Origin of the sequence: Streptomyces sp. NPDC050422, assembly GCF_044458665.1 — a bacterium.
Classification (GTDB): Bacteria; Actinomycetota; Actinomycetes; order Streptomycetales; family Streptomycetaceae; genus Streptomyces.
The window spans coordinates 277,582-299,992 of the sequence record NZ_JBITIE010000012.1; the positions used below are offsets into that span (position 1 = coordinate 277,582).

Sequence of the window (22,411 nt, forward strand, 5' to 3'; positions counted from 1 at the left end):
CGGAGACCGGCCGGTGACAAGTTCGAACGAAGGTTAGCCTAACCTCACAAGCTGTCGAGTCCGCCGACGGCCCCGTCCCGCCCCGTTCCACCAGACGATGACGCCGCCGGCCACGTCCTGGGCGCGAACGGCGGCCGCGGTGATGTTGGCCAGCCGCTCCGCCACGTAGTCGTCGGCGTAGCCGCTGTGCGCGGCGAGCTCCGCGATGTGCTCGCGCAGCAGCGCGCATTCGGAGAGGAGGGCCAGGACGTCCTCCGGATCCACGCAGAGGTTGCCGACGGCCAACTGCGGGAGGAACCGGGCTCCGAGGTCGCGCACCGGCAGCGAGCCCCCCAGCTTGGTCCGGCTGCTCTCGAACCCGGCGAGGGTGAGGCCGTGTTCGGGATCGTCGAGGAAGTGGTCCTTGCCACTTCTGCCGCGTACGTACGTGTGCACCAGCAGCGTCATGCGCCGAACATCGCCCGGCAGCCGTCGAGCCCCTCGACCGTGACCTCGACCGAGCGGTGCTCCTCCCGCCGGTCCCGCTCCAGACGCAGCCGCTGAAGCGTGACCCGTTCGCCCCGCAGCGCCGCGACCGTCAGTCCGTCCGGGAGATACCCGAGCCGCCGCGAGACGCCCAGCGACCGCGGGTTGTCCGTCATCGCCGCCGAGACGGCCGTACCGGCGCCGAGCCCGGCGAAGGCGAGATGCAGGGCGGCGGCCCGCATCTCGGTGCCGATGCCCCGGCCCTGGTGGGCGAGCCCCAGCCAGGAGCCGGTCTCGACCTCGCCGGTCACCGCGAAGTCCTTCGCCATCAGGTCCTGCCGCCCGGCCACCCGGCCCTCGTGCACGACGGCGAGGCTCAACGACCAGTCCCGCTGCGACCAGTTGGCGACGGTGCTCAGCACATGCTGGAACACCGCCCGCCCGCGTTCGTCAGGCGGGCAGTCGGTCCAGGGGACGGTGAACGGCATGACGTCCGGGGCGTGCACCCCGTCGACGGCGACGGAGGCCAGCTTGTCCAGCAACTCCAGGTCCGGGAGGCGTAGTTCCAGACGGGGGGTGCGGATGCGGAGCCCGTACAGGGGCCAGTGCTGCGGCTTCATGGGCGGACTCTGCCGGGACGGGGCGGCTGCTGTCGAACTAATTGAGGCCCTTCCCGGCCTGCTCGACGCGATCCTGCCCGGGCGGCGCTGGGCAGTGGACTCCGACCGAAGGGGCGTCCAACGAACAGCCAGGTCCGCACCCGCAGCACCCAGTTGTCGCCGGACATAAGGGTATTGACGCCTGATCAAGCCTGACCTGGTCGCGATGCGTGCTGGAAGATTACGGTGCGTCTGGACGTTGCCTCCAGGTATGAAGATCGGCGAAGCTTCCAGAGCCAGTGGTGTGAGTGCGCGGTCGTTGCGGCACTACGAGGATGAGGGCTTGATCGTCCCCGGTCGTTTCAGTAACGGGTTCCGCGACTACTGCCAGTCCACTGTCGACCAGGTGCTCGTCATCCGCTCGCTGCTGGAGTCCGGCCTGCCCGTGCGGTTGATCAGAGAAGCCCTGCCCGGCCTCACCGACGGATCTGACGGTGGCACGGACGTGGTGCATGCGGAGTTCCTGCACGAGGTGCAGGCCCATCGCGATCGCCTCGCTGCGCGTATCGCCGTTCTCAGTGATCAGCAGGCGGCACTCGATGCCTACCTGCGGGAGGCTCGTCGCACCGGCCGATGACGGCCGCTTGACCTTGACACAAGTGTGAGACTCCTACGTTTCGTGCATGAAGACCAACGAGCAGCAGCACAGCGCCGGGCAGACGATGCGAGCACTGGTCCAGCGGTCGCACCGAGGGCCGAAGGACCTGACCCTCACGACCGATTCGCGCCGTCCCGCCCCAGGGCCCGGCGAGTACCTGATCCGCGTGGGCGCCGCCGGGGTCAACTTCGCTGACGTCATGCAGACCCATGGCACGTACGAGGGAGGCCCGCAGGCGCCCTATGCGGCGGGCTTCGAAGCCGCCGGCGAGATCGTGGGCATCGGCCCGGACGTCGAGAGCCCGCTTCCGCTCGGCGCCCATGTCGTCGGAGCCGGACCGGGCGCCTTCGCGCAGTACATGACGATGCCGGCCGCCGGCGCACTCCCCGTGCCTTCCGGCTGGAGCGACGCCGAAGCCCTCGGCCTGGTACTGAACTGGGCCACCGCCTTGGCGGCACTGAAGCCGTTGGGCGAGATCAAGGCGGGTGAGGTGGTGCTCGTTCACGCCGCGGCAGGAGGAGTGGGGCAGGCAGCCGTCCGCCTCGCCCGCCACTACGGTGCCCGCGTGATCGCCACGGCGTCACCGGCCAAGCACGACACCGTCAAAGCACTCGGCGCCGACGAAGTCCTGGACAGCGCACGCCCCGATCTGGCCGCGGAGATCAGCCGCCTGACCGGCGGGGTCGACGTGGTCCTGGAATCGGTGGGACAGGCCACGTTCGAGGCCGGCCTGGCGGTCACCAAACCCTTCACCGGGCGCGTCGTCGTGTTCGGTGCCGCTTCCGGCGACGCCACTGTGAGCACGCACGACCTGGTCTTCACTCACCAGGTTCAGCTCAAGGGCCTGCACATCGGTGCGCTGGCGGCCGCAGCCCCGTCCCTCTACCAGTCGTTGCTCGTCGAGATCGAGGCGCTGATCGCTCACGGCGTGTACCCGCCCGGCACTCCGCAGGTTCACTCCCTGGCCGAGGGAGCGTCGGTACTGCAGCGACTCGAAGCGGGACAGACCCGTGGCAAGCACGCGCTCGATCCCTGGCGTTAGTGCCTTTCCGGCATGCCTTGCTCCGTCGCGCCGCCCCAGCGGGAACCGCCGATCGCTCGGCCCGGACCTGAGGTGCTCCAGATCCGAAAGGTTTAGTTCCAGGGGGAGTTCGGATGTCGCAACGGCTGGTGCCGGCTTCGTCCGCCTTGTGAGTCGACTCGTAGGACCCAGTTGCGGGGGTAGCGCCGAGGTAAGCCCAAAAGCCGCCAGTACTTGATCTTGGCGCCCTGCGCGGTATCAGTCGTCACCCTTTCGGCCGTAGGTCGTTGGTGCTGATGCTGACTGATCTCTGGGCCTCGGGCGGGACTTGTGACCTCGATCGAGCGGACCGCGTACCCGCGGTTCAAGCGGCTGATCACCGCGCATGAGCTGCATCTCTCTTTCGCGCCGACGCGGGAGGAGGCTGCGTGGGCAGCTGAGCGGATGGACTCCGACGGTCATCAGCTCGCGTTGCTGCTGGCGCTGAAGGCGCATCAGCGGATGGGCCGGTTCCCGAAGCCGGACGATTACCCGGAGATGGTGGTCGACTTCGTCCGCCGTACGGTCGAGCTGCCGGAGGGCACGCTCCCGCTGTACGAGACGGGCCGCACCGCTGAGCGGCAGCGTACGGAGGTGTGCCAGCGGGTGGGGACGACATACCAGCAGTCCCAGGCGCGGCAGATCGCTGAGGCGGCGATCCGCAAGGAGGCCGCGTCGAAGAACCGGCCCGCCGACCTGATCAATATCGCGCTGGAGAAGGTGGTGGCGGCCGGGCTGGAACTGCCGGCGTTCTCCACCTTCGACACGATGACCTCCACGATCCGCACAGAGGTGAACACCTCGATCTGCTGCGGCATCCACGACCGGATGAGCCTCGCCGAGCAGGCGGGGATGCTGCGGCTGTTGGAAGAACGCGACAGCGACGGCACCACGCAGTTCAACCGGCTGAAGCACACCGCCCAGGGCCCGAGCTGGTCGCACTTCAAGCGCCTGTTCACGCACCTGGAGTGGCTGGACAAGCTTGGGGACACCGCGGTGTGGGTGGATGGCGTCGCCTCGCCGAAGGTCACCGACTTCGCCGGGGAAGCAGATGCGGCGGACGCCTCCGAACTGCGGGACTGCGCGGCCGTCAAGCGGATCGCGCTGCTGGCCTGCGTCGCTCACAAGGCACGGATGCGGGTGCGGGACGATCTGGCGACGATGTTCTGCAAGCGGGTCGCGATGAAGATCAAGAGGGCCAAGGAGGAGCTGGAGGAGATCCGGCTCGCCGAGCGGGAGATCGTCGAGGCCCTGATCGGGAACTACCGCACCGTGCTCAAGAAACTCGACGACGGTGGCCCCGCCCAGGAGGCGTTGGCGAAGGCCGCGGCGATGACCGCGGAGGCGGTGAAGGCCCTGGACGGGCTGGACGGGGCGGCGCCGGTGGAGGAGGTTGCCCGGCGCCTGGGAGGGGAGAGGTCTCTTCGGCGGTCCTGGCCCTGGCGAAGGCGCAGGTGGTGCAGGCCGGGGCCTGGGGGCGGTCACCAAGGCGGTGGAGGGCTTCGACGGGTTCGCGGGGCAGTACGAGCAGATCGAGAAGGTCTCCGCGCATCACGGAAACTTCTGGGAGGTGCTGCTGTACGGGCAGCTCGGCCGGGACCGGTCGGTGATGTTCGACCTGGCGGAGAAGCTGGAGTTCACCGCGACGTCCGAGGACGGGCGGGTGCTGGCCGCGCTCGTGCACGCGATGCGGCACAAGAGCGCCCACGGCGAGTACGTCACCGCGATCGGCGAGGACGGCAAGACCGTCGACATCTCCTTCGCCACGCAGAACTGGCGCAAGGCCGTGCTCGACAAGACGCGGCCGGGCCGGTTCGTGCGCAAGCACTTCGAGGCGATGGTCTTCACCCACCTCGCCGAGGAGCTGCGCACCGGGGACGTCGCGGTGGTCGGCTCGGAGGAGTACGCCGACTGGAGCGAGCAGTTGCTCGCGTGGGAGGACGTCCAGGAGGAGCTGGCCGACTACCTGGTGGAGGTCGGGCTGTGCGAGGAGGGCGAGGCCGGTGCTTTCGACGCGGCGTCCTTCCGCCGGCAGCTGGAGGACCAGCTGCGCCGCGCCGCCGCGGCGGCGGATGCCGGGTATCCGGACAACGAGGGCCTGGTCATCGACCCCGAGACCGGCATCCCGTCACTGAAGCCGCACCGTTCCGAGGGGCAGCGGCCCTCGGCGAAGCGCCTAGAGCAGGTGGTCAAGGCCCGGATGCCGGAGCGCACACTGATGGGGATCGTGGCCCACACCGCGTACTGGGTGGAGTGGTGGCGCCGCTTCGGCCCACCCTCGGGCAACGCCCCGAAGCTGAAGGACCCGATCGGCCGGTACGTGCTCACCACGTTCGTCAAGGGCACCAACATGGGCCCGTACGAGGCGGCCAAGCACATCCCCGGGGTGTCCGGTCATGAGCTGTCGTACGTGGCCAACCGGCACTTCTCCATCGCGCGGCTGAACGAGGCCGTCGCCGACCTGGTCAACGCGCACGCCCGCCTCGACATCTCCCAGGCGTGGGGCGACGGCACCGCCGTGGCGGCGGACGGCACCCACATGGACACCTACCTCAACAACCTGCTCGCCGAGACAAGCGTGCGCTACGGCAAGGCGGGCGGAGTCGCCTACCACCACATCTCCGACACCTACATCGCGCTGTTCACGCACTTCATCCCGTGCGGAGTGTGGGAGGCCGTCTACATCATCGAGGGCCTCCCTCAAGAACACCTCCGAGGTCAAGCCCACCACCGTGCACGCCGACACCCAGGGCCAGAGCGTTCCCGTTTTCGCCCTGGCGCACCTGCTGGGCTTCGATCTGATGCCCAGGATCAGGAACTGGAAGGGTCTGACCTTCTACCGCCCGTCCAAGCAGAGCGAGTACGTGCACATCGACTCCCTGTTAGGGGAGGCGGGCAAGAACGTCATCGACTGGGACCTGATCGAGGCCCAGTTCCGGCACCTGATGAAGGTCGCTGTCTCCGTGAGTGAGGGCGCCATCTCCTCGTCGACTCTGCTGAAGCGGCTGCGGTCGGGCTCGCACAAGAACTCCACCTACACCGCGTTCCGCGAGGTCGGCCGTGTGATCCGCACGGCGCAGCTGCTGCGCTACCTCTCCGACGCGCCGCTGCGCCGACGGGTGACCGCGGCGACGAACAAGGTCGAGTCGTTCAACCGGTTCTCCCAATGGGTCGGCTTCGGCAACCAAGGCGTCCTCGCCGACAACGACCCCATCGAGCAGGAGAAGGCGATGAAGTTCAACGCCCTGCTCACGAACGCGGTGATCTTCCACAACGCCCTGGACATTGCGGAAATCGTCCGCCAGCTCCTGGAGGAGGGCTGGGAAATCGACCCGGAGGACCTGGCCCACATCTCGCCGTACCTGACCGAGCACATCAAACGGTTCGGCGAGTACTCCACCCACGAACTCGGCATCCAGCCCGAGGCGTACAACCCGAAACTCGACGTCGACTTCACTCGGCTCCGCGAGCAGGAACCAGTCGCCTCCGGCTTCGGCGCAGCTGCCTGACGCGACAGATCATCGGCCTAGCCACGGCGTCTTCGCGGGCACAGTCAAGGCGACGCTTGGGCCAAGGACAACATCGCGGCTCCTTAGGCGGGGACGGGACCCAGGTCAGCACCGTCAAAGGGTGGGTAGCTCTCGCTGCCCGTTCGCTCGGCCGCATCGATGTAGGCGGCAAGAGCATCGCGAGATTGGGCGAGGGTGGCCATCTGATCGTTCAGTCGCTGCAGCCGTGACCGCATCGCGGCCAGCAACTCGGGACATCCGGGCAGCTCCGGGGCCTCGCCGAGCGCACACGGCAGCACGTACGCGATGTCCTCGGAAGACAGACCGGCACCAAGCAAGTGCCGGATCTGCTTCACTCGCAGTACGGCGTTCTCGTCGTACTCGCGATATCCGTTGGCGCCACGGTCCGCCTCCAGCAGCCCCTGGGCTCCGTAGTAACGCAACTGATGAGTGTGGACTCCCGTCCGACGACTCAGTTCCCCGATCCGCATCGCTACCTCACTTGACCTTCACACCGGTATCAACGTTGACGATGCTGTCATGAACGACAGCACCGAAACACCCGTGACCATCATCGGACTCGGCCTGATGGGCCAGGCACTCGCCGACGCGTTCCTGAAAGCCGGGCATCCCACCATCGTGTGGAATCGCACTTCCTCCAAAGCCGACCAACTGGTGGCCCAGGGTGCACGGCTGGCACCGACCATTGGCGACGCGCTCGAGGCAGGTTCACTGACGATCATCTGCGTCACCGACTACCCGGCCCTGTACGAGCTGCTCGGCGCGGACGATGTCGAGCTGGACGGCACGATGTTGATCAACCTGACCTCGGGAAGCTCGTCCCAGGCCAGGGAAGCCGCCCGATGGGCCGAGCAGCGTGGTAGCCGCTACCTGGACGGCGCCATCATGGCCATCCCGTCGGCCATCGGCACCGCCGATGCGGTGATTCTGCACAGCGGGCCGCAGACGGACTTCGAGGCGCACGAGTCGGCACTCGGCGCGCTCGGCACCGTCGCCTACCTGGGGGCGGACCATGGGCTTGCGTCGCTGTACGACGTGGCCGGCCTGGCCATGATGTGGAGCGTCCTGAACGCCTGGCTCCAGGGCACGGCCATGCTCAGGACGGTCGGCGTCGACGCCGCGACGTATGCACCGTTCGCGCGGCAGATCGCCGCCGGTGTGGCCGAATGGCTGCCTGGATACGCCGAGCAGATCGACAGCGGTTCCTTTCCCGCCGAGGTATCCGCCCTGGAGACCGACGCACGGGCGATGGAGCACCTGATCGAGGAGAGCGAGGCAGTGGGGGTGAACGCCGAACTGCCGAAGTTGCTCAAGACTATGGCAGACCGGGCGATCGCCGCCGGACACGGCAAAGAGCAGTATCCCGTGCTGATCGAGGAGTTCGGTAAGCTCCGCAACGACTGACCGACCCCGACACCGGGATCTAGCCAGCTCAGAGAAGCGGGAGTCTGCCCCGGACCGCCACATCATCACGACCACCGCCGCCTCGCCGAACTACTCATGCCAACTCCTCCGACCGCGCGAAGGGAGAGCTGGGGCAGTGGGCGACGAGTGATCGCGTGTGGACCGGCGTACTCGGCTGCGCTGTTTGGCCCCGCATCGCAGGAATGCGGGGCCAAACAGCGCGGATTGCTACGAGGGCCGACCGTGGTCGTTTTTCAGGTCTCAGGCGGTGCAGAGTGATGCCTTCGGTGCCGCGCATTCTGTTTCATAGGTGGTCGCTCGTGAAACACCCCGACGCCCGACGGCCCACCTGGGGCGATCATGTTTCATGAGTTGTTGCAAACGACTGGACGTCTGAAACGCCCTCATGAAACGGTCTGGGGCGTGAGCGACGACTTCAAGCGCGTGGAATCGCACGCCTGCCCGATGTCCACCTGCGCCACCCCGGCGGGCTCCGCGTGCCGCACCTCCAAGGGCAGGGTGGCGATCCAGTACCACACCGCCCGCTTCCGCCTTGTGCCCCAACTCGCCAAGGTGCTCAACGTGCCGACCCCCGCCGTGCGCAAGCCGGGCGCGGTGTGGGCCGAGCTGCCCCGGCCCGCGAGCGCCGGCGCCGAGCCGGTCGGACACGTTCGTCTCGGGTACGCCCGCGCCTCGACCGCGCGGCAGTCCCTGGATGCGCAGCTGGACTCCCTCGCCGAAGCTGGGGTCACCCGGGTCTTCTCGGAGAAGATCTCCACCCGCGCCGCCAAGCGCCCCGAGCTGGAGGCCGCTGTGAGGCTCGCCGGTGAGATCCGCTCCTCCGGCGTCGCTGTCACCCTCGTCGTCCACGAACACAAGCGCCTCGGCCGCGGCATCGAACTCGCCATGCTCGCCGAGGAACTGAAGGCGAGCGACGTCGGCCTGGAGTTCCTCACCGGGGAGCTAAAGGGCTCGCACGATCCCTCCGGCATCGTCTTCACCGTGCTGGCCGCCATGTCCGGCATGGAACGCGAGTGCATTCGCGACCGCACCCTCGAAGGGCACGAGTCCGCCCGCAAGCGCGGCAAGACCATCGGCGGCGCCGGCGTCACCGACGACTCCATGCTCTCCATGGCCCTCCACCTGCGCGACGAGAAGGGGATGAGCCTGCGCGACATCGCCAAGCGGCTCGTCATCACCACCGGTGCGAAGAAGGGGCAGCACCCCTCGCCAGCGACGGTCATGCGGATGCTGCGCGAACACGACGAACGCACGGCCGCGGTCTTGGCGACGTAGAGAAGTCAGCGCAGTGGAGCCGCCAGGTCCTCAAGATCAACAACTAGCGGCTTTTGGGCTTACCTCGGCGCTACCCCTTGCGGGGGCTCCGGCCTGCTGGAGGAGGATGCGGGACGGGAGGGGATTTGAATGAGCTCAAAACTTCAGGAGCCGGTGTCGCCACAGGTGCGCGTGAGGGACAGGTTCGGCGTCGTACTGACGGCTTCGATGCTGGTGCTGTTCGTCGAGGCGGCGATCGGGGTGATCGCATTCTTCGTGTGGGGGCAGACCCAGGAGAGCCCTGGCCGTCCCTACAGCGCGATGGGGCTGTTCGTCCTGATCCTGGGTGCGGCGGTCATGGCGGTGGTCGGGGCGGTTCTCGCCGTCCTGCTGTCGGTCGGCGTGGTGATGCCGCTGCTCGTCGTGGCCGGGTGGCTCGGCCGCCGGTTTGCGGGGCGCGAGGCATGGTGGTGGGTTCCGGTGCTGGCGGCCGTCGGATCGGCCCCGGCCGCGGCGGTGCTCGTGGAGGCAGGTGTCCTGGCGGGCCTCGGCGGATGGCTTGCGGTGACAGGGGGGCTCACTGTCACTGCACTGGTGGCCCGAAGGCCGCTGCTCCCGGATCGCCGGTGGCTCTCCGGTGGTGCGTTGTTCGGGCGGGTGGTGCTGTACGGAACGCTCGCTGTCGTCACCGCAGCCACGGTTGCCGGGATCGCCCTGTTCGCCGGGATCGGATACGAGCCTCCGCAGCTGGGTGTGGAGGGAGTCGCCGGGACGTGGTCCGACGGGAAGGGCGGCACGCTCGTCCTCACGGTGGGCGGCGAGGCCACGGCGACGCGCGTCGAGATGTTCGGCTACGGCTACTCGTCCGGGCCCGAGACGCACGAGTGCACCGGTACCGGAGGCTGGGGGTACGACCCGGGTGCGGGATCGTGGTCCCAGAAGGTGGAGGTGTACGTCGACGACTGCCCCATGGACGCCTGGGAGGTGTTCGGGACGTCCGAGCACCCGAAGCTGTTCGTCTACATCGGTGATCCCGACAGCTGGGACCTCTACATCCTGGAACGCCGCGACCACGCCTGATCGTTCGGATTCCGCCAGGGCGAGCCCCTGGCCTGATCTCCGCACCCGTGCGGCGTGGACGATGGAGCGAACGATCCCACGTCCACGCCGCGCAGGCTGAAGACCACGTCAGTCAGTCGGGGCGGACTGCCAACCGCAGTCCCGCGTCAGGCCGGAAGCCCCAACTCCCGGGCGATCAGCATCCGCTGCACCTCGCTCGTGCCCTCGCCGATCTCCAGGATCTTGGAGTCGCGCCACATCCGCGCCACCGGGTACTCGTTCATGAAGCCGTAGCCACCGTGGATCTGCGTCGCCTCGCGGGCGTTGTCCACCGCCACCGTCGAGGAGTACAGCTTGGCGATCGCCGCCTCCTTCTTGAACGGCTCGCCCGCCAGCAGGCGTGACGCCGCGTCGCGCCAGCCGATGCGGGCCATGTGGGCTCGCATCTCCATGTCCGCGATCTTGAACTGGATCGCCTGGTTGGCACCGATCGGCTTCCCGAACGCGTGCCGTTCGGCGGCGTACTTCACGGACTCGTCCACACAGCCCTGCGCGAGGCCCGTCGACAGCGCCGAGATGGCGATCCGGCCCTCGTCCAGGATCCGCAGGAACTGCGCGTAGCCGCGGCCCTCCTCGCCCAGCAGGTTCTCCAGCGGGACGCGGACGTCCGAGAAGGAGAGTTCACGGGTGTCCGAGGCGTTCCAGCCGACCTTGGAGTACGGGGCGGCGACCGTGAAGCCGGGGGTGCCGGACGGGACGATGATCGAGGAGATGAGCGGGGCGCCGTTCTCTTTGCGGCCGGTCACCGCCGTGACGGTGACCAGTTCGGTGATGTCCGTGCCCGAGTTGGTGATGAAGCACTTGGAGCCGTTGATCACCCACTCGCCCGTCGCCTCGTCGCGCACGGCCGTCGTCCGGGTGCCGCCCGCGTCCGAACCGCCGTCCGGCTCCGTCAGGCCGAACGCGCCGAGCGCCTCGCCCGCGCAGAGCTTCGGCAGCCAGCGCTGCTTCTGCTCCTCCGTGCCGAAGCGGAACACCGGCATCGCGCCCAGCGAGACCCCGGCCTCCAGGGTGATCGCCACCGAGGAGTCCACCCGGGCCAGCTCCTCCAGGGCGATGCCGAGGGCGAGGTAGTCGCCGCCCATCCCGCCGTACTCCTCCGGGAACGGCAGGCCGAACAGGCCCATCCGTCCCATCTCGCGCACGATCTCGTACGGGAACTCATGGCGTTCGTAGAAGTCGCCGATCTTCGGCGCGACCACGTCGTGGGCGAACTCCTCGACCGTGCGTCGGAGTTCCTCGTGCTCGGCGGTCAGCCGGTGGTCCAGAGTCATGGGGACGTTCACTCCTTGTGGGAACTGGGTCACTGCGCCGAGAGCGCGCGGACGGTACGGGACGGGCTCGGTCGGCCCAGGTGTCCGGCGAGCCACACGCTCGTGGCGGTGAGCTCGTCGAGGTCGACCCCGGTTTCGATACCGAGGCCGTCGAGCATCCACACGAGATCCTCGGTGGCGAGATTGCCCGTCGCGCTCTTCGCGTACGGGCAGCCGCCGAGGCCGCCCGCGGAGGCGTCCACGGTGGACACGCCGTGCTGGAGCGCGGCGAGGGTGTTGGACAGCGCCTGCCCGTACGTGTCGTGGAAGTGCACCCCGATCGTGTCGGTGTGCACCCCCGATTCGTTCAGCGACGACAGCAGGGTCTGTACGTGGCCGGGCGTTGCGACCCCGATCGTGTCGCCGAGCGAGAGCTCGTCGCAGCCGAGGTCCATCAGCGCCTTCGCGACCCGGACGACCTGGTGGACCGGGACGGGGCCCTCCCACGGGTCGCCGAAGCACATCGACAGGTAGCCGCGCACATGCACCTGGTCCGCCTTGGCGCGGGCCACGACGGGCTCGAACATGGCGAGCGACTCGTCGATCGTGCGGTTGAGGTTGCGGGCCGCGAACGTCTCCGTCGCGGAACCGAAGACGGCGATCCGGCGCGCCCCGAGCGCCAAGGCCCGGTCGAGCCCCCGCTCGTTCGGTACGAGGACCGGGAGCGCGACGTCGCCCACGTCCCCTATGTCGCCGAGCATCGGGAACAGCTGCTCCGCGTCCGCCAGTTGGGGCACCCACTTGGGGTGGACGAAGCTCGTCGCCTCGATCGTGGTCAGTCCGGCGACCGCGAGCCGGCGGATGAACTCCGCCTTCACCTCGGTCGGCACGACCGCCTTCTCGTTCTGCAGCCCGTCGCGGGCCCCGACCTCGTGGATACGGACCCGGGCGGGCAGGTCCGGAGCGGCCACGGTCATCGGCAGGGTGCGGTCGGTGGTCGTCATGCTTCCTCCCCGGTGACGGCGGCCACGGGGGTGACCACGGCCAGTACCTGGTCCATGGCCACCGTGGTTCCGGCGGTCACGTCGAGTTCGGTGACGGTGCCGGCGTGCGGGGCGGAGATGACGTGCTCCATCTTCATCGCCTCCACGACCAGCAGGCTCTGCCCGGCCGCGACCTCGTCCCCGACGGCCACCTTCACCACGGTGACCGTCCCGGGCATGGGCGCGGCGAGCGTGTCCGCCCCGGAGCGGGCGGCGCCGGTCAGCGACGCCTCCACCGGGTCGTGGTCCCGGACGTGCCAGGTGTCGCCGTCGCGGCCGAGCCAGTGGCCCTCGGCGGATGCGGCGTACGCGAACGAGTGCGTGACTCCCGCGAGTTCGAGCGTGATCCGGCCCCCGTCGACGGAAAGGGTCCTGGCCGTCTCCGCGCTGCCGGGCAGCGGGCCCAGCGGGCCGCAGGTGCCCGACTCGGGGGCCGGTGGCTGTGCGCCCTCCCCGACGTGCCCGAACGTCAGCTCCACGCCCGCGCCGCACGGCCGCAGGCCCACCTGGACCGGGTCGTGGCCGGGGATCCGGAAGTGCCGCACCGTACGCGCCGGGGTGCCGCCGAGCCGCCAGCCGTCGCCGGCCGAGAACGGGTCGGACCAGGCGTCCGCGCGGACCGGCTCGGGGGAGTGCTGCCGCAGCAGCGCCGCCGCCGCGTACACCTCCTCCGGCACCCCGTCCGGGACCAGGGCGTCCACCTCGCGCTCCACCAGGCCGGTGTCCAGGTCGCCCGCCACCACGGCCGGGTGGCCGAGCAGCCGGCGCAGGAAGCCCGCGTTGGTCGGGACGCCGAGGACCACCGTGTCCGCGAGCGCCGCCCGCAGCCGGCGCAGCGCCGTCGCCCGGTCGGGGCCGTACGCGATCACCTTCGACAGCATCGGGTCGTACAGGCTGCCGACCTCGCCGCCCTCGGCGAGCCCCGAGTCCGTCCGCACCCCGCCGCCCTGCGGTTCGTGCAGCGCCAGCACCGACCCGCCCGAGGGCAGGAAGCCGCGGGCCGGGTCCTCGGCGCAGATCCGCGCCTCGACCGCGTGCCCGGTGAGGGTGATGTCCTGCTGGGCGTACGGGAGTTGTTCGCCCGCCGCGACCCGCAGCTGCCACTCGACCAGGTCGAGGCCGGTGATCAGCTCCGTCACCGGGTGCTCGACCTGGAGGCGGGTGTTCATCTCCATGAAGTAGTACGACGCCGGGTCGTTGCCCGGGACGATGAACTCCACCGTCCCCGCGCCCACATATCCGCAGGAGCGGGCGGCCTGCACGGCTGCCTCGCCCATCGCCGCGCGCGTCTTCTCGTCGAGCAGGACCGAGGGCGCCTCCTCGATGATCTTCTGGTGGCGGCGCTGGAGCGAGCACTCGCGCTCGCCCAGGTGCACCACGTTGCCGTGCCCGTCCGCCAGTACCTGGATCTCGATGTGGCGCGGCCGGTCGATCCACCGCTCCACGAGCAGGGTGTCGTCGCCGAACGAGGCGCGCGCCTCGCGCCGGGCGGCGGCGATCTCGTCCGCGAGCAGCGCCGCGTCGCGGACCAGCCGCATGCCCTTGCCGCCGCCGCCCGCGGAGGGCTTGAGCAGGACCGGCATACCGATCTCACGGGCCGCGTCCGCCAGTTGGCCGTCGGTCAGCTCGCTGCCCGTGGAGCCGGGCACCACCGGGACACCGGCTGCGGAGACCGTCTCCTTCGCCCGGATCTTGTCGCCCATCAGCGAGATGGCGGCGGCGGGCGGCCCGATGAAGACCAGCCCCGCCTCCGCGCAAGCCCGCGCGAAGCCGGCGTTCTCGGCCAGGAAGCCGTAGCCGGGGTGGACGGCCTGTGCGCCCGTGCGGCGGGCGGCCTCCAGCAGCCGGTCCGCGCTCAGGTAGCTGTCGGAGGCCGGTGCGGGACCGATCCGTACCGCCGTATCGGCCTCCCGTACGTGCCGGGCGTCCGCGTCCGCGTCGCTGAAGACGGCGACGGAGCGCACGCCCAGTTCGCGCAGGGTCCGGATGACCCGGACCGCGATCTCGCCGCGGTTGGCGACGAGGACCGTGTCGAACATCGTCATTGGTTCCTCACATCCGGAAGACGCCGAAGCCGGCATCGCCCAAGGGGGCGTTGGCGCACGCGGTCAGGGCGAGCCCCAGCACCTGCCGGGTCTCCATCGGGTCGATCACGCCGTCGTCCCAGAGCCGGGCGGTGGCGTAGTACGCGTTGCCCTGGGTCTCGTACTGCTCGCGGATCGGGGCCTTGAACGACTCCTCGTCCTCGGCGCTCCAGTCGTCGCCGAGCTGGTCGCGCTTGACCGTGGCGAGGACGGACGCGGCCTGCTCGCCGCCCATGACGGAGATCTTCGCGTTGGGCCACATCCACAGGAAGCGGGGGCTGTAGGCCCGGCCGCACATGGAGTAGTTGCCCGCGCCGTAGGACCCGCCGACCACCACGGTCAGCTTCGGGACCCGGGTGCAGGCGACGGCGGTGACCATCTTGGCGCCGTGCTTGGCGATGCCGCCGGCCTCGTAGTCGCGGCCGACCATGAAACCCGAGATGTTCTGGAGGAAGACGAGTGGGATGCCGCGCTGGTCGCACAGCTCGATGAAGTGCGCGCCCTTCTGGGCGGACTCGGAGAACAGGATGCCGTTGTTCGCGACGATGCCGACCGGGTGGCCGTGGATGTGCGCGAATCCGGTGATCAGCGTCGTCCCGTACTCCGCCTTGAACTCGGCGAAGCGCGAGCCGTCGACGACCCGGGCGATCACCTCCCGCACGTCGTAGGGCGTGCGCGAGTCGACCGGGACGGCGCCGTACAGACCGGCGGGATCCACTTTCGGCTCGTCGACCTGCTGTACGGACCACGGCAGCGCGCCCCTGTCCGGCAGCGTGGCCACGATGTTCCGCACGATGCGCAGCGCGTGCGCGTCGTCCTCGGCGAGATGGTCGGTGACCCCCGACGTACGGGAGTGGACCTCGCCGCCGCCCAGCTCCTCGGCGGTGACGACCTCACCGGTCGCGGCCTTCACGAGCGGCGGTCCGCCCAGGAAGATCGTCCCCTGGTTGCGGACGATCACGGCCTCGTCGCTCATCGCGGGGACGTACGCCCCACCGGCCGTGCAGGACCCCAGCACCGCCGCGATCTGCGGAATCCCGGCCCCGGACATCCGGGCCTGGTTGTAGAAGATCCGCCCGAAGTGCTCCCGGTCCGGGAAGACCTCGTCCTGCATCGGCAGGAAGGCGCCGCCCGAGTCCACCAGGTAGAGACACGGCAGCCGGTTCTCCAGCGCCACCTCCTGGGCCCGCAGGTGCTTCTTCACGGTCATCGGGTAGTACGTGCCGCCCTTGACGGTCGCGTCATTGGCGACGATCACGCACTCCCGGCCGCTGACCCGGCCGATCCCGGCGATTACCCCGGCGGCCGGCGCCGCGCCCCCGTACAGCCCCTCGGCCGCCAGCGGGGCCAGCTCCAGGAAGGGCGAGCCCGCGTCGAGCAGCGTGTCCACCCGCTCCCGGGGCAGCAGCTTTCCGCGCGCCACATGCCGGGCGCGGGCCTTCTCACCCCCGCCGAGCCTGGCCGTGGCGAGCCGCTTGCGCAGCTCGTCGGTGAGCGCGTGATGCGCCGCCTCGTTGGCCTGCCAGGCCTCCGAGGCGGGATCGGCCGCGCTCGCCAGCACCGGTGCCTGCTGCATCCTGTCGAGCCCCCTTGCCCGTACCGCGGTGTTAATGAGCGTTAACGTTGCCTCCCTAGGTTAACGACCGCTAACGCACCTGTCTAGAATGACTGCTCATGAGCACCCATGCCGCCGCCCGCGTCGCGGCCCCCACCCGCCGCGAGCAGATCCTCAAGGAGGCCGCCCGCCTCTTCGCCGAGCGCGGCTTCCACGGCGTCGGCGTCGACGAGATAGGCGCCGCCGTCGGCATCAGCGGCCCCGGCCTCTACCGGCACTTCCCCGGCAAGGACGCGATGCTCGCCGAACTGCTCGTCGGCATCAGCGAACGGCTCCTGGCCGGCGGACGACTACGGGTCTCCGAGGACGCCTCCGGTGACAGCTCCCCCGAGGCACTCCTGGACGCGCTCATCGAGGGCCACATCGACTTCGCCCTCGACGACCGCCCCCTGATCACCCTGCACGACCGCGAGCTGGACCGCCTGCGGGACACCGACCGCAAACAGGTGCGCCGGCTCCAACGCGAGTACGTCGAGGTGTGGGTCACAGTCGTCCGCGACCTCTACCCGGAACTCCCCGAGCACGAGGCCCGCGCGACGGTCCACGCCGTCTTCGGGTTGCTGAACTCGACCCCGCACCTCGGTCGGCCCGGCGCGCTGCCCGGCCGTACGGACACGGCGGCGCTGCTGCACCGGCTGGCGCGGGGCGCCTTCGCCGCGGCGGGGGAGTGCGAGACCGCCTGACCCGCCCCCGCACCCCAGGCCGCCCACCACTCAATACACCCGGCACGCTGCGCACATCCCACGGCACAATGGGTTCATGCCGATACCCAGCCGCGCCGCCCTCGTCGACCACCTCGTCCGTACGCGCATAGCGGGGGACGTCGCGACCCCACGCGACAACAACCTCTCCCACTACCGCAAGCTCGCCAACGGCGACCGCCACTTCTGGCTGGGACTCGAGCTCGGCGACCGGTGGCGCGACGAGCAGGACGTCCTGGCGGTCATGGCCGAGAGATGCGGGGTCAGCGACGACCCGGAGCACCGGTTCGGCCAGGACACCATCGACCCCGAGCTCACCGTCGCCGCCCTGGACCGGGCCGCGGCCCGGCTCCGGAAGGCGGCCGACGGGACGGAGCGGGTCCTCTTCGCCACCGGTCACCCGGGCGGGCTCCTGGACGTCCACCGGCAGACGGCGGCAGCCCTGCGGACGGCCGGCTGCGAGATCATGGTCATCCCGTCCGGGCTCACGGCGGACGAGGGCATGGTCTTCCAGTTCGCCGACGTCGCCGTGCAGGAGCGCGGAGCGACCCTGTGGCACACCCACTCCCCGGCCCCGATGGCGGCGATCCTGGACGGCCTGGAGCGGGAGAGCCGCCCCATGCCCGACCTGGTCGTCGCCGACCACGGCTGGGCCGGGTGCGCTGCCCAGCGCGGACTGGACGCCATCGGCTACGCGGACTGCAACGACCCGGCCCTGTTCCTGGGAGAGGCCGAGGGCACCCTCCAGGTGGCCGTCCCGTTGGACGACCACGTGCTGGACCCGCGGTTCTACGACCCGATGACCGAGTACCTGCTGGACGCGGCCGGACTGCTCTGAGCCCGGCGGCACCGGTTCAGGGGACCGGCAGCACCGGTTCAGGGCCCGGCCACCGGGCCGTCCCCCGCGGCCCGGGCCCGGCGCCGCTGTTCCAGCCCCGGCGTCGGGTCCAGATACACCCGCCGGATCGACGGATACCGCTCCCGCAACTGCTGCTCCGCCTCCTCGCAGGCCCACTCGACCTGCTCGGCACTGGCCACGTCCCGGAAGTCGACCTTCGCGGCGATCAGGATCTCGGACGGCCCCTGGATGAGCGTGGTCAGTTCCAGTACGTCGATGATGTGCGGCACCGAGAGCAGCTCCTCGCGCACCCCCGCCCGCATCGACTGCGGAATCGGCCGTCCGATCAGCAGCTGGGCGTTGGACCGGCCGAGCACCCAGGCCACGTACACGAGCAGCACACCGATCAGGATCGACGCGATCCCGTCCCAGACCCCGGATCCCGACAACTGCCCGCCGAGCAGCCCGCCCGCGGCCAGCAGCAGACCCACCAGCGCCGCCGAGTCCTCCATCACGACGGCCTTGACCGCGGTGTCCGGAGTGAGCCGGAAGTAGCGCGTGGCGGGCGTGTCCAGCCGCACGGCCTCCCGGCGCACCTGCCGAAGCCCGGTGCGCAGCGAGTAGCCCTCCAGCAGGAACGCCACGGCGAGCACGATGTACGAGATGAGCGGGTCGCCGAGGTCCTCGCCCGCGACCAGGGTGTGGATGCCGTCGTAGAGGGAGAAGACCGCGCCGCCGACGAACGTGGCGACGGAGGCGAGCATCGCCCAGATGTACCGCTCGGGGCCGTAACCGAGCGGGTGTTCCTCGTCGGCGGGCTTCTCGCTGCGCTTGAGGGCGGTGAGCAGCAGCACCTCGGTGACCGTGTCGGCGACGGAGTGGGCGGCCTCGGAGAGCATCGCGCTCGATCCGCTGATCAGCCCGGCGACGGCCTTCGCCACGGCGATGCCGAGGTTGGCGACCGCCGCGACGATCACTGTGAACGTCGACTCCCCACCCTCAGCCGTATCGGCCTTCTCGTCACTCATGGTGGGGAGTATGTCGGAATCGGCCGGGTACGGCCCGCTCAGTTCCCGCGCGGGACCCGGACGACGCCTTCCTGGATGACGGTGATCGCCAGCCGTCCGTCCTGGGTGTAGATACGGGCCTGGCCGAGCCCGCGCCCGCCGGACGCGGACGGCGACTCCTGGTCGTACAGCAGCCATTCGTCGGCGCGGAACGGCCGGTGGAACCACATCGCGTGGTCCAGGCTCGCGCCCACCACGTCGCCGACCGCCCAGCCGCCGCGCCCGTGGGCGAGGAGGACCGAGTCGAGCAGCGTCATGTCGGAGACGTACGTCGCCATGCAGACGTGCAGCAGCGGATCGTCCGCCAGCTTGCCGTTCGTACGGAACCACACTTGGGACCGCGGCTCGCGCTCCTCCCCGACCGTGCCGAACGGCGGGGCGTCCACGTACCGCAGGTCGACCGCGGCCCGTGCCTCGACCAGCCGGTCCACGACACTCGGGTCGCTGAACCGGTCCGCGTACCGCGGCAGCATCTCGGCGGCCGTGGGCAGCGTGTCGGGGTCGGGCGCGGCCGGCATGCCAGCCTGGTGCTCCAGCCCCTCCTCGTACGTCTGGAAGGACGCGGAGAGGTGGAAGATCGGCTGCCCGTGCTGGACGGCGACGACCCGCCGCGTGGTGAAGGAGCGGCCGTCGCGGATGCGGTCGACGCTGTAGACGATCGGCGCGCCCGGGTCCCCCGCCCGCAGGAAGTACGCGTGCAGGGAGTGGGCGGGCCGGTCCGCGGGGACGGTGCGGCCCGCGGCGACGAGCGCCTGGGCCGCGACCTGTCCGCCGAAGACGCGGGGCACGATCGCCGAACGGCTGGTGCCCCGGAAGATGTCCTGCTCGATCTGCTCCAGGTCGAGGAGATCGAGAAGATCGAGCAGGGCGGCGTCCGGTACTGAGCTCATGGGGAGAACGTAGCCGCTCTACAGGCCCATGGACTTCGCGATGATCGACTTCATGACCTCGCTGGTGCCGCCGTAGATGCGGTTGACCCGGTTGTCCGCGTACAGGCGGGCGATCGGGTACTCGTTCATGAAGCCGTAGCCGCCGTGCAGCTGGAGGCAGCGGTCGATCACGCGGTGCGCGACCTCGGTGCAGAACAGCTTCGCGGAGGCGGCCTCGGCGGCGGTCAGCTCACCGGCGTCCAGGGCCTCCAGCGCGCGGTCGGCGACGGCCTGGGCCGCGTCCACCTCGGCCTGGCAGGCGGCCAGCTCGAACTTGGTGTTCTGGAACGAGGCGACGGTCTTGCCGAAGACCGTGCGGTCCTGCACGTACTCCTTGGCGAACCGGACGGCGGCCGCGGCCTGGGCGTACGCGCCGAAGGCGATGCCCCAGCGCTCGGAGGCCAGGTTGGTGCCGAGGTAGCCGAAGCCCTTGTTCTCGTCGCCGAGCAGGTCCTCGACCGGGACCTTCACGTCGACGAACGCCAGCTCGGCGGTGTCGGAGACGCGCAGGCCGAGCTTGTCGAGCTTGCGGCCGATGGAGTAGCCCTCGGACTTGGTGTCGACGGCGAAGAGGGAGATGCCGAAGCGGCGGTCGTCCTCGCGCGGGGCGGAGGTACGGGCGCAGACGATCACACGGTCGGCGTGCACGCCGCCGGTGATGAAGGTCTTGGAGCCGTTGAGGACGTAGTGCGTGCCGTCCTCGGAGAGCTTGGCGGTGGTCTTCATGCCCGCGACGTCGGAACCGGTGCCCGGCTCGGTCATCGCGAGGGCCCACATCTCCTCGCCGGTGGTGAACTTCGGCAGCCAGCGCTTCTTCTGCTCGTCGGTGGCGAGCATCTTGATGTAGGGCAGGCCGAGCAGCGTGTGCACGCCGGAGCCGCCGAAGGAGACGCCCGCGCGGGCGGTCTCCTCGTAGATGAGGGCCTCGTACTTGTGCGAGTCGATGCCCGCGCCGTCGTACTCCTCGTCCACCGTGATGCCGAAGACACCCAGCTCGCCGAGCTTCAGGTAGAAGTCGCGCGGGGCCTGGCCGGCCGCGAACCACTCGTCGTACACGGGCACGACCTCGGCCGCGATGAAGGCGCGGATGGTCTCCCGGAACGCCTCGTGGTCCTCGTTGAATACCGTACGGCGCACGGGGTGCCTCCCTGGTCGGCTTCGCTCGGCTTGGCTAAGCGCTTGCTCAGCCTTGGTTAAAAGTTACCCGGCGGTCACCGAAGCTGTCCAGGGTGATGCTGAGCACGCCGGAGGCGGGGCGCGCTGATCACCGCTCCTGTCGGCCCCCTCAGATGCCGAATCGCGCGGCGATCCCGTCCAGCACGCAGTCGAGCCCCGTTTCGAACGCCCAGGTCGCGTCGTCCTTGCGGGTCGCGCGCTGTCCGTAGCGCCGGTACGTGGGATAGCGGCCGGTCTCCATCAGGTACATCATCTGCGGGGCCAGGCCCAGCCGGGTCTCGTCGCCGGACGACCAGCCCGCGGACTGTGTCCACTCCCGCACCGCCACCTCCGACTGCGCCGCGCCATGGGCGAAGGCGCTGACGGTCCGGAAGGCGACCATCATCGAGTCCTCGTCGAGGCCGAGTCCGTCGAGCGCCGCCAGCTGCCGTTCGGCGACGGCCAGCCGGCCGGGCGTGAGGACGAAGAGATGGGTGGGCAGCTGCCCGACCCACGGGTGCCGCAGCATCATGTCCCGGGTCAGCAGGCCGAAGGTGCGCAGCACCTCGCGCCATGCGGTCACCTCGTCCGGGATCCGCATGTCGGCGGTCACCCGCTCGGCCATCAGCGCCCAAAGGTCGTCCTTGCCCGACACGTGACGGTAGGCGGCCATGGGGGCGACGCCGAGCTCCGTGGCGAGCCTGCGCATGGTGACGGCCGCGAACCCCTCCGCGTCGGCGATCTCCACGGCGACGGCCCCGATGCGCTCCAGGGTCAACGAGGCGCGGGGTGCGGCTGCGGGCTGCTCCAGGCGCTGCCAGAGAGACGTGTCGGGCCCCGTGCTGCCGCTCTTGCCGCTGTCCTTCTTCTGGCCGGCCACGGGCGGGCTCCTCTCGTAGGCGGCCAGCGTACAGCGTATCAGTCAGTAGACAACGTACACATTGACGGATACGTTGTACGCACAGAAATACGTTGTACACATCCACCGCTTCCGGTTTCCAGGGGGGATCCCATGCCCATGCCCAGCACCCGCCCGCCGCTCCGCGTCGCCGTCCTCGTCGGCAGCACCCGCGAGGGCCGCTTCGCACCCGTCGTCACCCAGTGGCTGAAGGGACACCTCTCCCAGCGCGACGACATGACCACCGACGTCGTGGACCTCACCGAGACCCCGCTGCCCACGGTCTTCCCCGCGTTCGGACAGCCGCCGGCGCCGGGCACGGAGGAGGCCCTCGCCCTGGTGTCACCGCGCCTCGCGGCAGCCGACGCGTTCGTCTTCGTCACGCCGGAGTACAACCACAGCTTCCCCGCGTCGCTGAAGAACGCCATCGACTGGCACAACGAACAGTGGCACGCCAAGCCGGTCGCCTTCGTCTCCTACGGCGGCCTCTCCGGCGGCCTGCGCGCCGTCGAGCAACTCCGGGTCGTGATGGCCGAGCTGAACGCGACGACGATCCGCAACACGGTCAGCTTCCACAACGCCTACGGCCAGTTCGGCGCGGAGGGCGCCGTGGACGACCCCCAGGTCGACACGGCCGCCAAGGCGCTGCTGGACCAGCTCGCCTGGTGGGCACACGCGCTGCGGGACGCCAGGACCACTGCCCCGTACACAACCTGAC

The 22,411-nt window shown here is 69.9% G+C and carries 20 protein-coding genes and 2 pseudogenes; 11 read left to right on the top strand and 11 right to left on the bottom strand.

What is annotated here, in order from left to right; genetic code table 11:
• Positions 1-33: 33 nt before the first annotated feature.
• Both ACIBJG_RS21165 and ACIBJG_RS21170 read right to left on the bottom strand, forming a co-directional pair.
• Positions 34-447 (bottom strand): hypothetical protein, encoded by a 414-nt coding sequence (locus ACIBJG_RS21165; RefSeq protein ID WP_399309308.1) that lies wholly within the window; start codon positions 445-447, stop codon positions 34-36.
• Positions 444-1,085 carry a GNAT family N-acetyltransferase gene (locus tag ACIBJG_RS21170; RefSeq protein WP_399309310.1) on the bottom strand — a complete coding sequence of 214 codons (642 nt, stop codon included), beginning with the start codon at positions 1,083-1,085 and terminating at the stop codon, positions 444-446. The genes ACIBJG_RS21165 and ACIBJG_RS21170 overlap by 4 nt, the downstream gene beginning before the upstream one ends.
• Before the next feature lie 250 nt (positions 1,086-1,335).
• On the opposite strand from ACIBJG_RS21170, the gene ACIBJG_RS21175 reads away from it, so the two are divergent.
• The 5 genes and pseudogenes from ACIBJG_RS21175 (at position 1,336) to ACIBJG_RS21195 (ending at position 6,291) form a co-directional block, all read left to right on the top strand.
• Positions 1,336-1,701: a MerR family transcriptional regulator gene (locus tag ACIBJG_RS21175; protein WP_399309312.1), complete on the top strand. Its 366-nt coding sequence runs from the start codon at positions 1,336-1,338 to the stop codon at positions 1,699-1,701.
• Between the two features lie 46 nt (positions 1,702-1,747).
• Entirely contained in the window at positions 1,748-2,764 is a 1,017-nt protein-coding gene (locus tag ACIBJG_RS21180; protein ID WP_399309314.1) for an NADPH:quinone oxidoreductase family protein, read from the top strand.
• Positions 2,765-3,073: 309 nt separating this feature from the next.
• Positions 3,074-3,502: pseudogene (locus ACIBJG_RS21185) on the top strand (DUF4158 domain-containing protein); the annotation flags it as partial.
• A 1,498-nt stretch (positions 3,503-5,000) separates the two neighbouring features.
• A pseudogene (locus ACIBJG_RS21190) lies at positions 5,001-5,468 on the top strand (Tn3 family transposase); the annotation flags it as partial.
• 46 nt (positions 5,469-5,514) lie between these two features.
• Positions 5,515-6,291, top strand: a complete 777-nt coding sequence (locus ACIBJG_RS21195; RefSeq protein WP_399309316.1) for a Tn3 family transposase — start codon at positions 5,515-5,517, stop codon at positions 6,289-6,291.
• 83 nt (positions 6,292-6,374) lie between these two features.
• Here ACIBJG_RS21195 and ACIBJG_RS21200 read toward each other — a convergent pair whose 3' ends face one another.
• Positions 6,375-6,782, bottom strand: coding sequence for a MerR family transcriptional regulator (locus ACIBJG_RS21200; RefSeq protein ID WP_399309317.1), 408 nt, complete (start codon positions 6,780-6,782; stop codon positions 6,375-6,377).
• A gap of 49 nt (positions 6,783-6,831) precedes the next feature.
• Here ACIBJG_RS21200 and ACIBJG_RS21205 point away from each other — a divergent pair, with 49 nt between their 5' ends.
• The 3 genes from ACIBJG_RS21205 to ACIBJG_RS21215 all read left to right on the top strand — a co-directional run bounded on the left by ACIBJG_RS21205 (position 6,832) and on the right by ACIBJG_RS21215 (position 10,071).
• A complete protein-coding gene (locus ACIBJG_RS21205; protein WP_399309319.1) occupies positions 6,832-7,716 on the top strand; it encodes an NAD(P)-dependent oxidoreductase in 885 nt (294 codons plus the stop codon).
• Positions 7,717-8,139: 423 nt separating this feature from the next.
• The gene (locus ACIBJG_RS21210) at positions 8,140-9,012 is read left to right on the top strand and encodes a recombinase family protein (protein WP_399309320.1); all 873 of its coding nucleotides are present in this window, start codon (positions 8,140-8,142) and stop codon (positions 9,010-9,012) included.
• Between the two features lie 129 nt (positions 9,013-9,141).
• Positions 9,142-10,071, top strand: a complete 930-nt coding sequence (locus ACIBJG_RS21215; protein ID WP_399309322.1) for a hypothetical protein — start codon at positions 9,142-9,144, stop codon at positions 10,069-10,071.
• Between the two features lie 146 nt (positions 10,072-10,217).
• On the opposite strand, the gene ACIBJG_RS21220 is transcribed toward ACIBJG_RS21215, so the two are convergent.
• Genes ACIBJG_RS21220 through ACIBJG_RS21235 form a run of 4 tightly spaced genes read right to left on the bottom strand, consistent with a single transcriptional unit; the run spans position 10,218 to position 16,066 of the window.
• On the bottom strand, positions 10,218-11,384 hold the full coding sequence (locus tag ACIBJG_RS21220) for an acyl-CoA dehydrogenase family protein (RefSeq protein ID WP_399309324.1): 1,167 nt from the start codon (positions 11,382-11,384) through the stop codon (positions 10,218-10,220).
• Positions 11,385-11,413: 29 nt separating this feature from the next.
• Positions 11,414-12,367 (bottom strand): hydroxymethylglutaryl-CoA lyase, encoded by a 954-nt coding sequence (locus tag ACIBJG_RS21225; protein WP_399309326.1) that lies wholly within the window; start codon positions 12,365-12,367, stop codon positions 11,414-11,416.
• Positions 12,364-14,451 (bottom strand): acetyl-CoA carboxylase biotin carboxylase subunit, encoded by a 2,088-nt coding sequence (locus ACIBJG_RS21230; RefSeq protein ID WP_399309328.1) that lies wholly within the window; start codon positions 14,449-14,451, stop codon positions 12,364-12,366. The genes ACIBJG_RS21225 and ACIBJG_RS21230 overlap by 4 nt, the downstream gene beginning before the upstream one ends.
• A 7-nt stretch (positions 14,452-14,458) precedes the next feature.
• The gene (locus tag ACIBJG_RS21235) at positions 14,459-16,066 is read right to left on the bottom strand and encodes a carboxyl transferase domain-containing protein (RefSeq protein ID WP_399060443.1); all 1,608 of its coding nucleotides are present in this window, start codon (positions 16,064-16,066) and stop codon (positions 14,459-14,461) included.
• 98 nt (positions 16,067-16,164) lie between these two features.
• Here ACIBJG_RS21235 and ACIBJG_RS21240 point away from each other — a divergent pair, with 98 nt between their 5' ends.
• Positions 16,165-16,788 carry a TetR/AcrR family transcriptional regulator gene (locus ACIBJG_RS21240; RefSeq protein WP_399309330.1) on the top strand — a complete coding sequence of 208 codons (624 nt, stop codon included), beginning with the start codon at positions 16,165-16,167 and terminating at the stop codon, positions 16,786-16,788.
• A 76-nt stretch (positions 16,789-16,864) separates the two neighbouring features.
• A complete protein-coding gene (locus tag ACIBJG_RS21245) occupies positions 16,865-17,644 on the top strand; it encodes a phosphatase (RefSeq protein ID WP_399309332.1) in 780 nt (259 codons plus the stop codon).
• A 38-nt stretch (positions 17,645-17,682) separates the two neighbouring features.
• Here ACIBJG_RS21245 and ACIBJG_RS21250 read toward each other — a convergent pair whose 3' ends face one another.
• The 4 genes from ACIBJG_RS21250 to ACIBJG_RS21265 form a co-directional block, all read right to left on the bottom strand.
• Positions 17,683-18,672: a cation diffusion facilitator family transporter gene (locus ACIBJG_RS21250; RefSeq protein ID WP_399309334.1), complete on the bottom strand. Its 990-nt coding sequence runs from the start codon at positions 18,670-18,672 to the stop codon at positions 17,683-17,685.
• Between the two features lie 38 nt (positions 18,673-18,710).
• Complete coding sequence (locus ACIBJG_RS21255; protein ID WP_399309336.1) at positions 18,711-19,601, bottom strand: acyl-CoA thioesterase; 891 nt, start codon at positions 19,599-19,601, stop codon at positions 18,711-18,713.
• Between the two features lie 18 nt (positions 19,602-19,619).
• A complete protein-coding gene (locus ACIBJG_RS21260) occupies positions 19,620-20,777 on the bottom strand; it encodes an acyl-CoA dehydrogenase family protein (protein ID WP_399309337.1) in 1,158 nt (385 codons plus the stop codon).
• Between the two features lie 148 nt (positions 20,778-20,925).
• On the bottom strand, positions 20,926-21,675 hold the full coding sequence (locus tag ACIBJG_RS21265; protein ID WP_399309339.1) for a TetR/AcrR family transcriptional regulator: 750 nt from the start codon (positions 21,673-21,675) through the stop codon (positions 20,926-20,928).
• A gap of 138 nt (positions 21,676-21,813) precedes the next feature.
• On the opposite strand from ACIBJG_RS21265, the gene ACIBJG_RS21270 reads away from it, so the two are divergent.
• Positions 21,814-22,410 carry an NADPH-dependent FMN reductase gene (locus ACIBJG_RS21270; RefSeq protein WP_399309341.1) on the top strand — a complete coding sequence of 199 codons (597 nt, stop codon included), beginning with the start codon at positions 21,814-21,816 and terminating at the stop codon, positions 22,408-22,410.
• Position 22,411: the final 1 nt, after the last annotated feature.

Excerpts from the sequence above, each read along its gene's own strand:
- ACIBJG_RS21165 (WP_399309308.1), bottom strand. The coding sequence starts at position 447 with ATGACGCTGCTGGTGCACACGTACGTACGCGGCAGAAGTGGCAAGGAC.
- ACIBJG_RS21170 (WP_399309310.1), bottom strand. The coding sequence starts at position 1,085 with ATGAAGCCGCAGCACTGGCCCCTGTACGGGCTCCGCATCCGCACCCCC.
- ACIBJG_RS21175 (WP_399309312.1), top strand. The coding sequence starts at position 1,336 with ATGAAGATCGGCGAAGCTTCCAGAGCCAGTGGTGTGAGTGCGCGGTCG.
- ACIBJG_RS21180 (WP_399309314.1), top strand. The coding sequence starts at position 1,748 with ATGAAGACCAACGAGCAGCAGCACAGCGCCGGGCAGACGATGCGAGCA.
- ACIBJG_RS21200 (WP_399309317.1), bottom strand. The coding sequence starts at position 6,782 with ATGCGGATCGGGGAACTGAGTCGTCGGACGGGAGTCCACACTCATCAG.
- ACIBJG_RS21205 (WP_399309319.1), top strand. The coding sequence starts at position 6,832 with ATGAACGACAGCACCGAAACACCCGTGACCATCATCGGACTCGGCCTG.
- ACIBJG_RS21215 (WP_399309322.1), top strand. The coding sequence starts at position 9,142 with ATGAGCTCAAAACTTCAGGAGCCGGTGTCGCCACAGGTGCGCGTGAGG.
- ACIBJG_RS21220 (WP_399309324.1), bottom strand. The coding sequence starts at position 11,384 with ATGACTCTGGACCACCGGCTGACCGCCGAGCACGAGGAACTCCGACGC.
- ACIBJG_RS21225 (WP_399309326.1), bottom strand. The coding sequence starts at position 12,367 with ATGACGACCACCGACCGCACCCTGCCGATGACCGTGGCCGCTCCGGAC.
- ACIBJG_RS21230 (WP_399309328.1), bottom strand. The coding sequence starts at position 14,451 with ATGACGATGTTCGACACGGTCCTCGTCGCCAACCGCGGCGAGATCGCG.
- ACIBJG_RS21235 (WP_399060443.1), bottom strand. The coding sequence starts at position 16,066 with ATGCAGCAGGCACCGGTGCTGGCGAGCGCGGCCGATCCCGCCTCGGAG.
- ACIBJG_RS21240 (WP_399309330.1), top strand. The coding sequence starts at position 16,165 with ATGAGCACCCATGCCGCCGCCCGCGTCGCGGCCCCCACCCGCCGCGAG.
- ACIBJG_RS21245 (WP_399309332.1), top strand. The coding sequence starts at position 16,865 with ATGCCGATACCCAGCCGCGCCGCCCTCGTCGACCACCTCGTCCGTACG.
- ACIBJG_RS21250 (WP_399309334.1), bottom strand. The coding sequence starts at position 18,672 with ATGAGTGACGAGAAGGCCGATACGGCTGAGGGTGGGGAGTCGACGTTC.
- ACIBJG_RS21255 (WP_399309336.1), bottom strand. The coding sequence starts at position 19,601 with ATGAGCTCAGTACCGGACGCCGCCCTGCTCGATCTTCTCGATCTCCTC.
- ACIBJG_RS21270 (WP_399309341.1), top strand. The coding sequence starts at position 21,814 with ATGCCCAGCACCCGCCCGCCGCTCCGCGTCGCCGTCCTCGTCGGCAGC.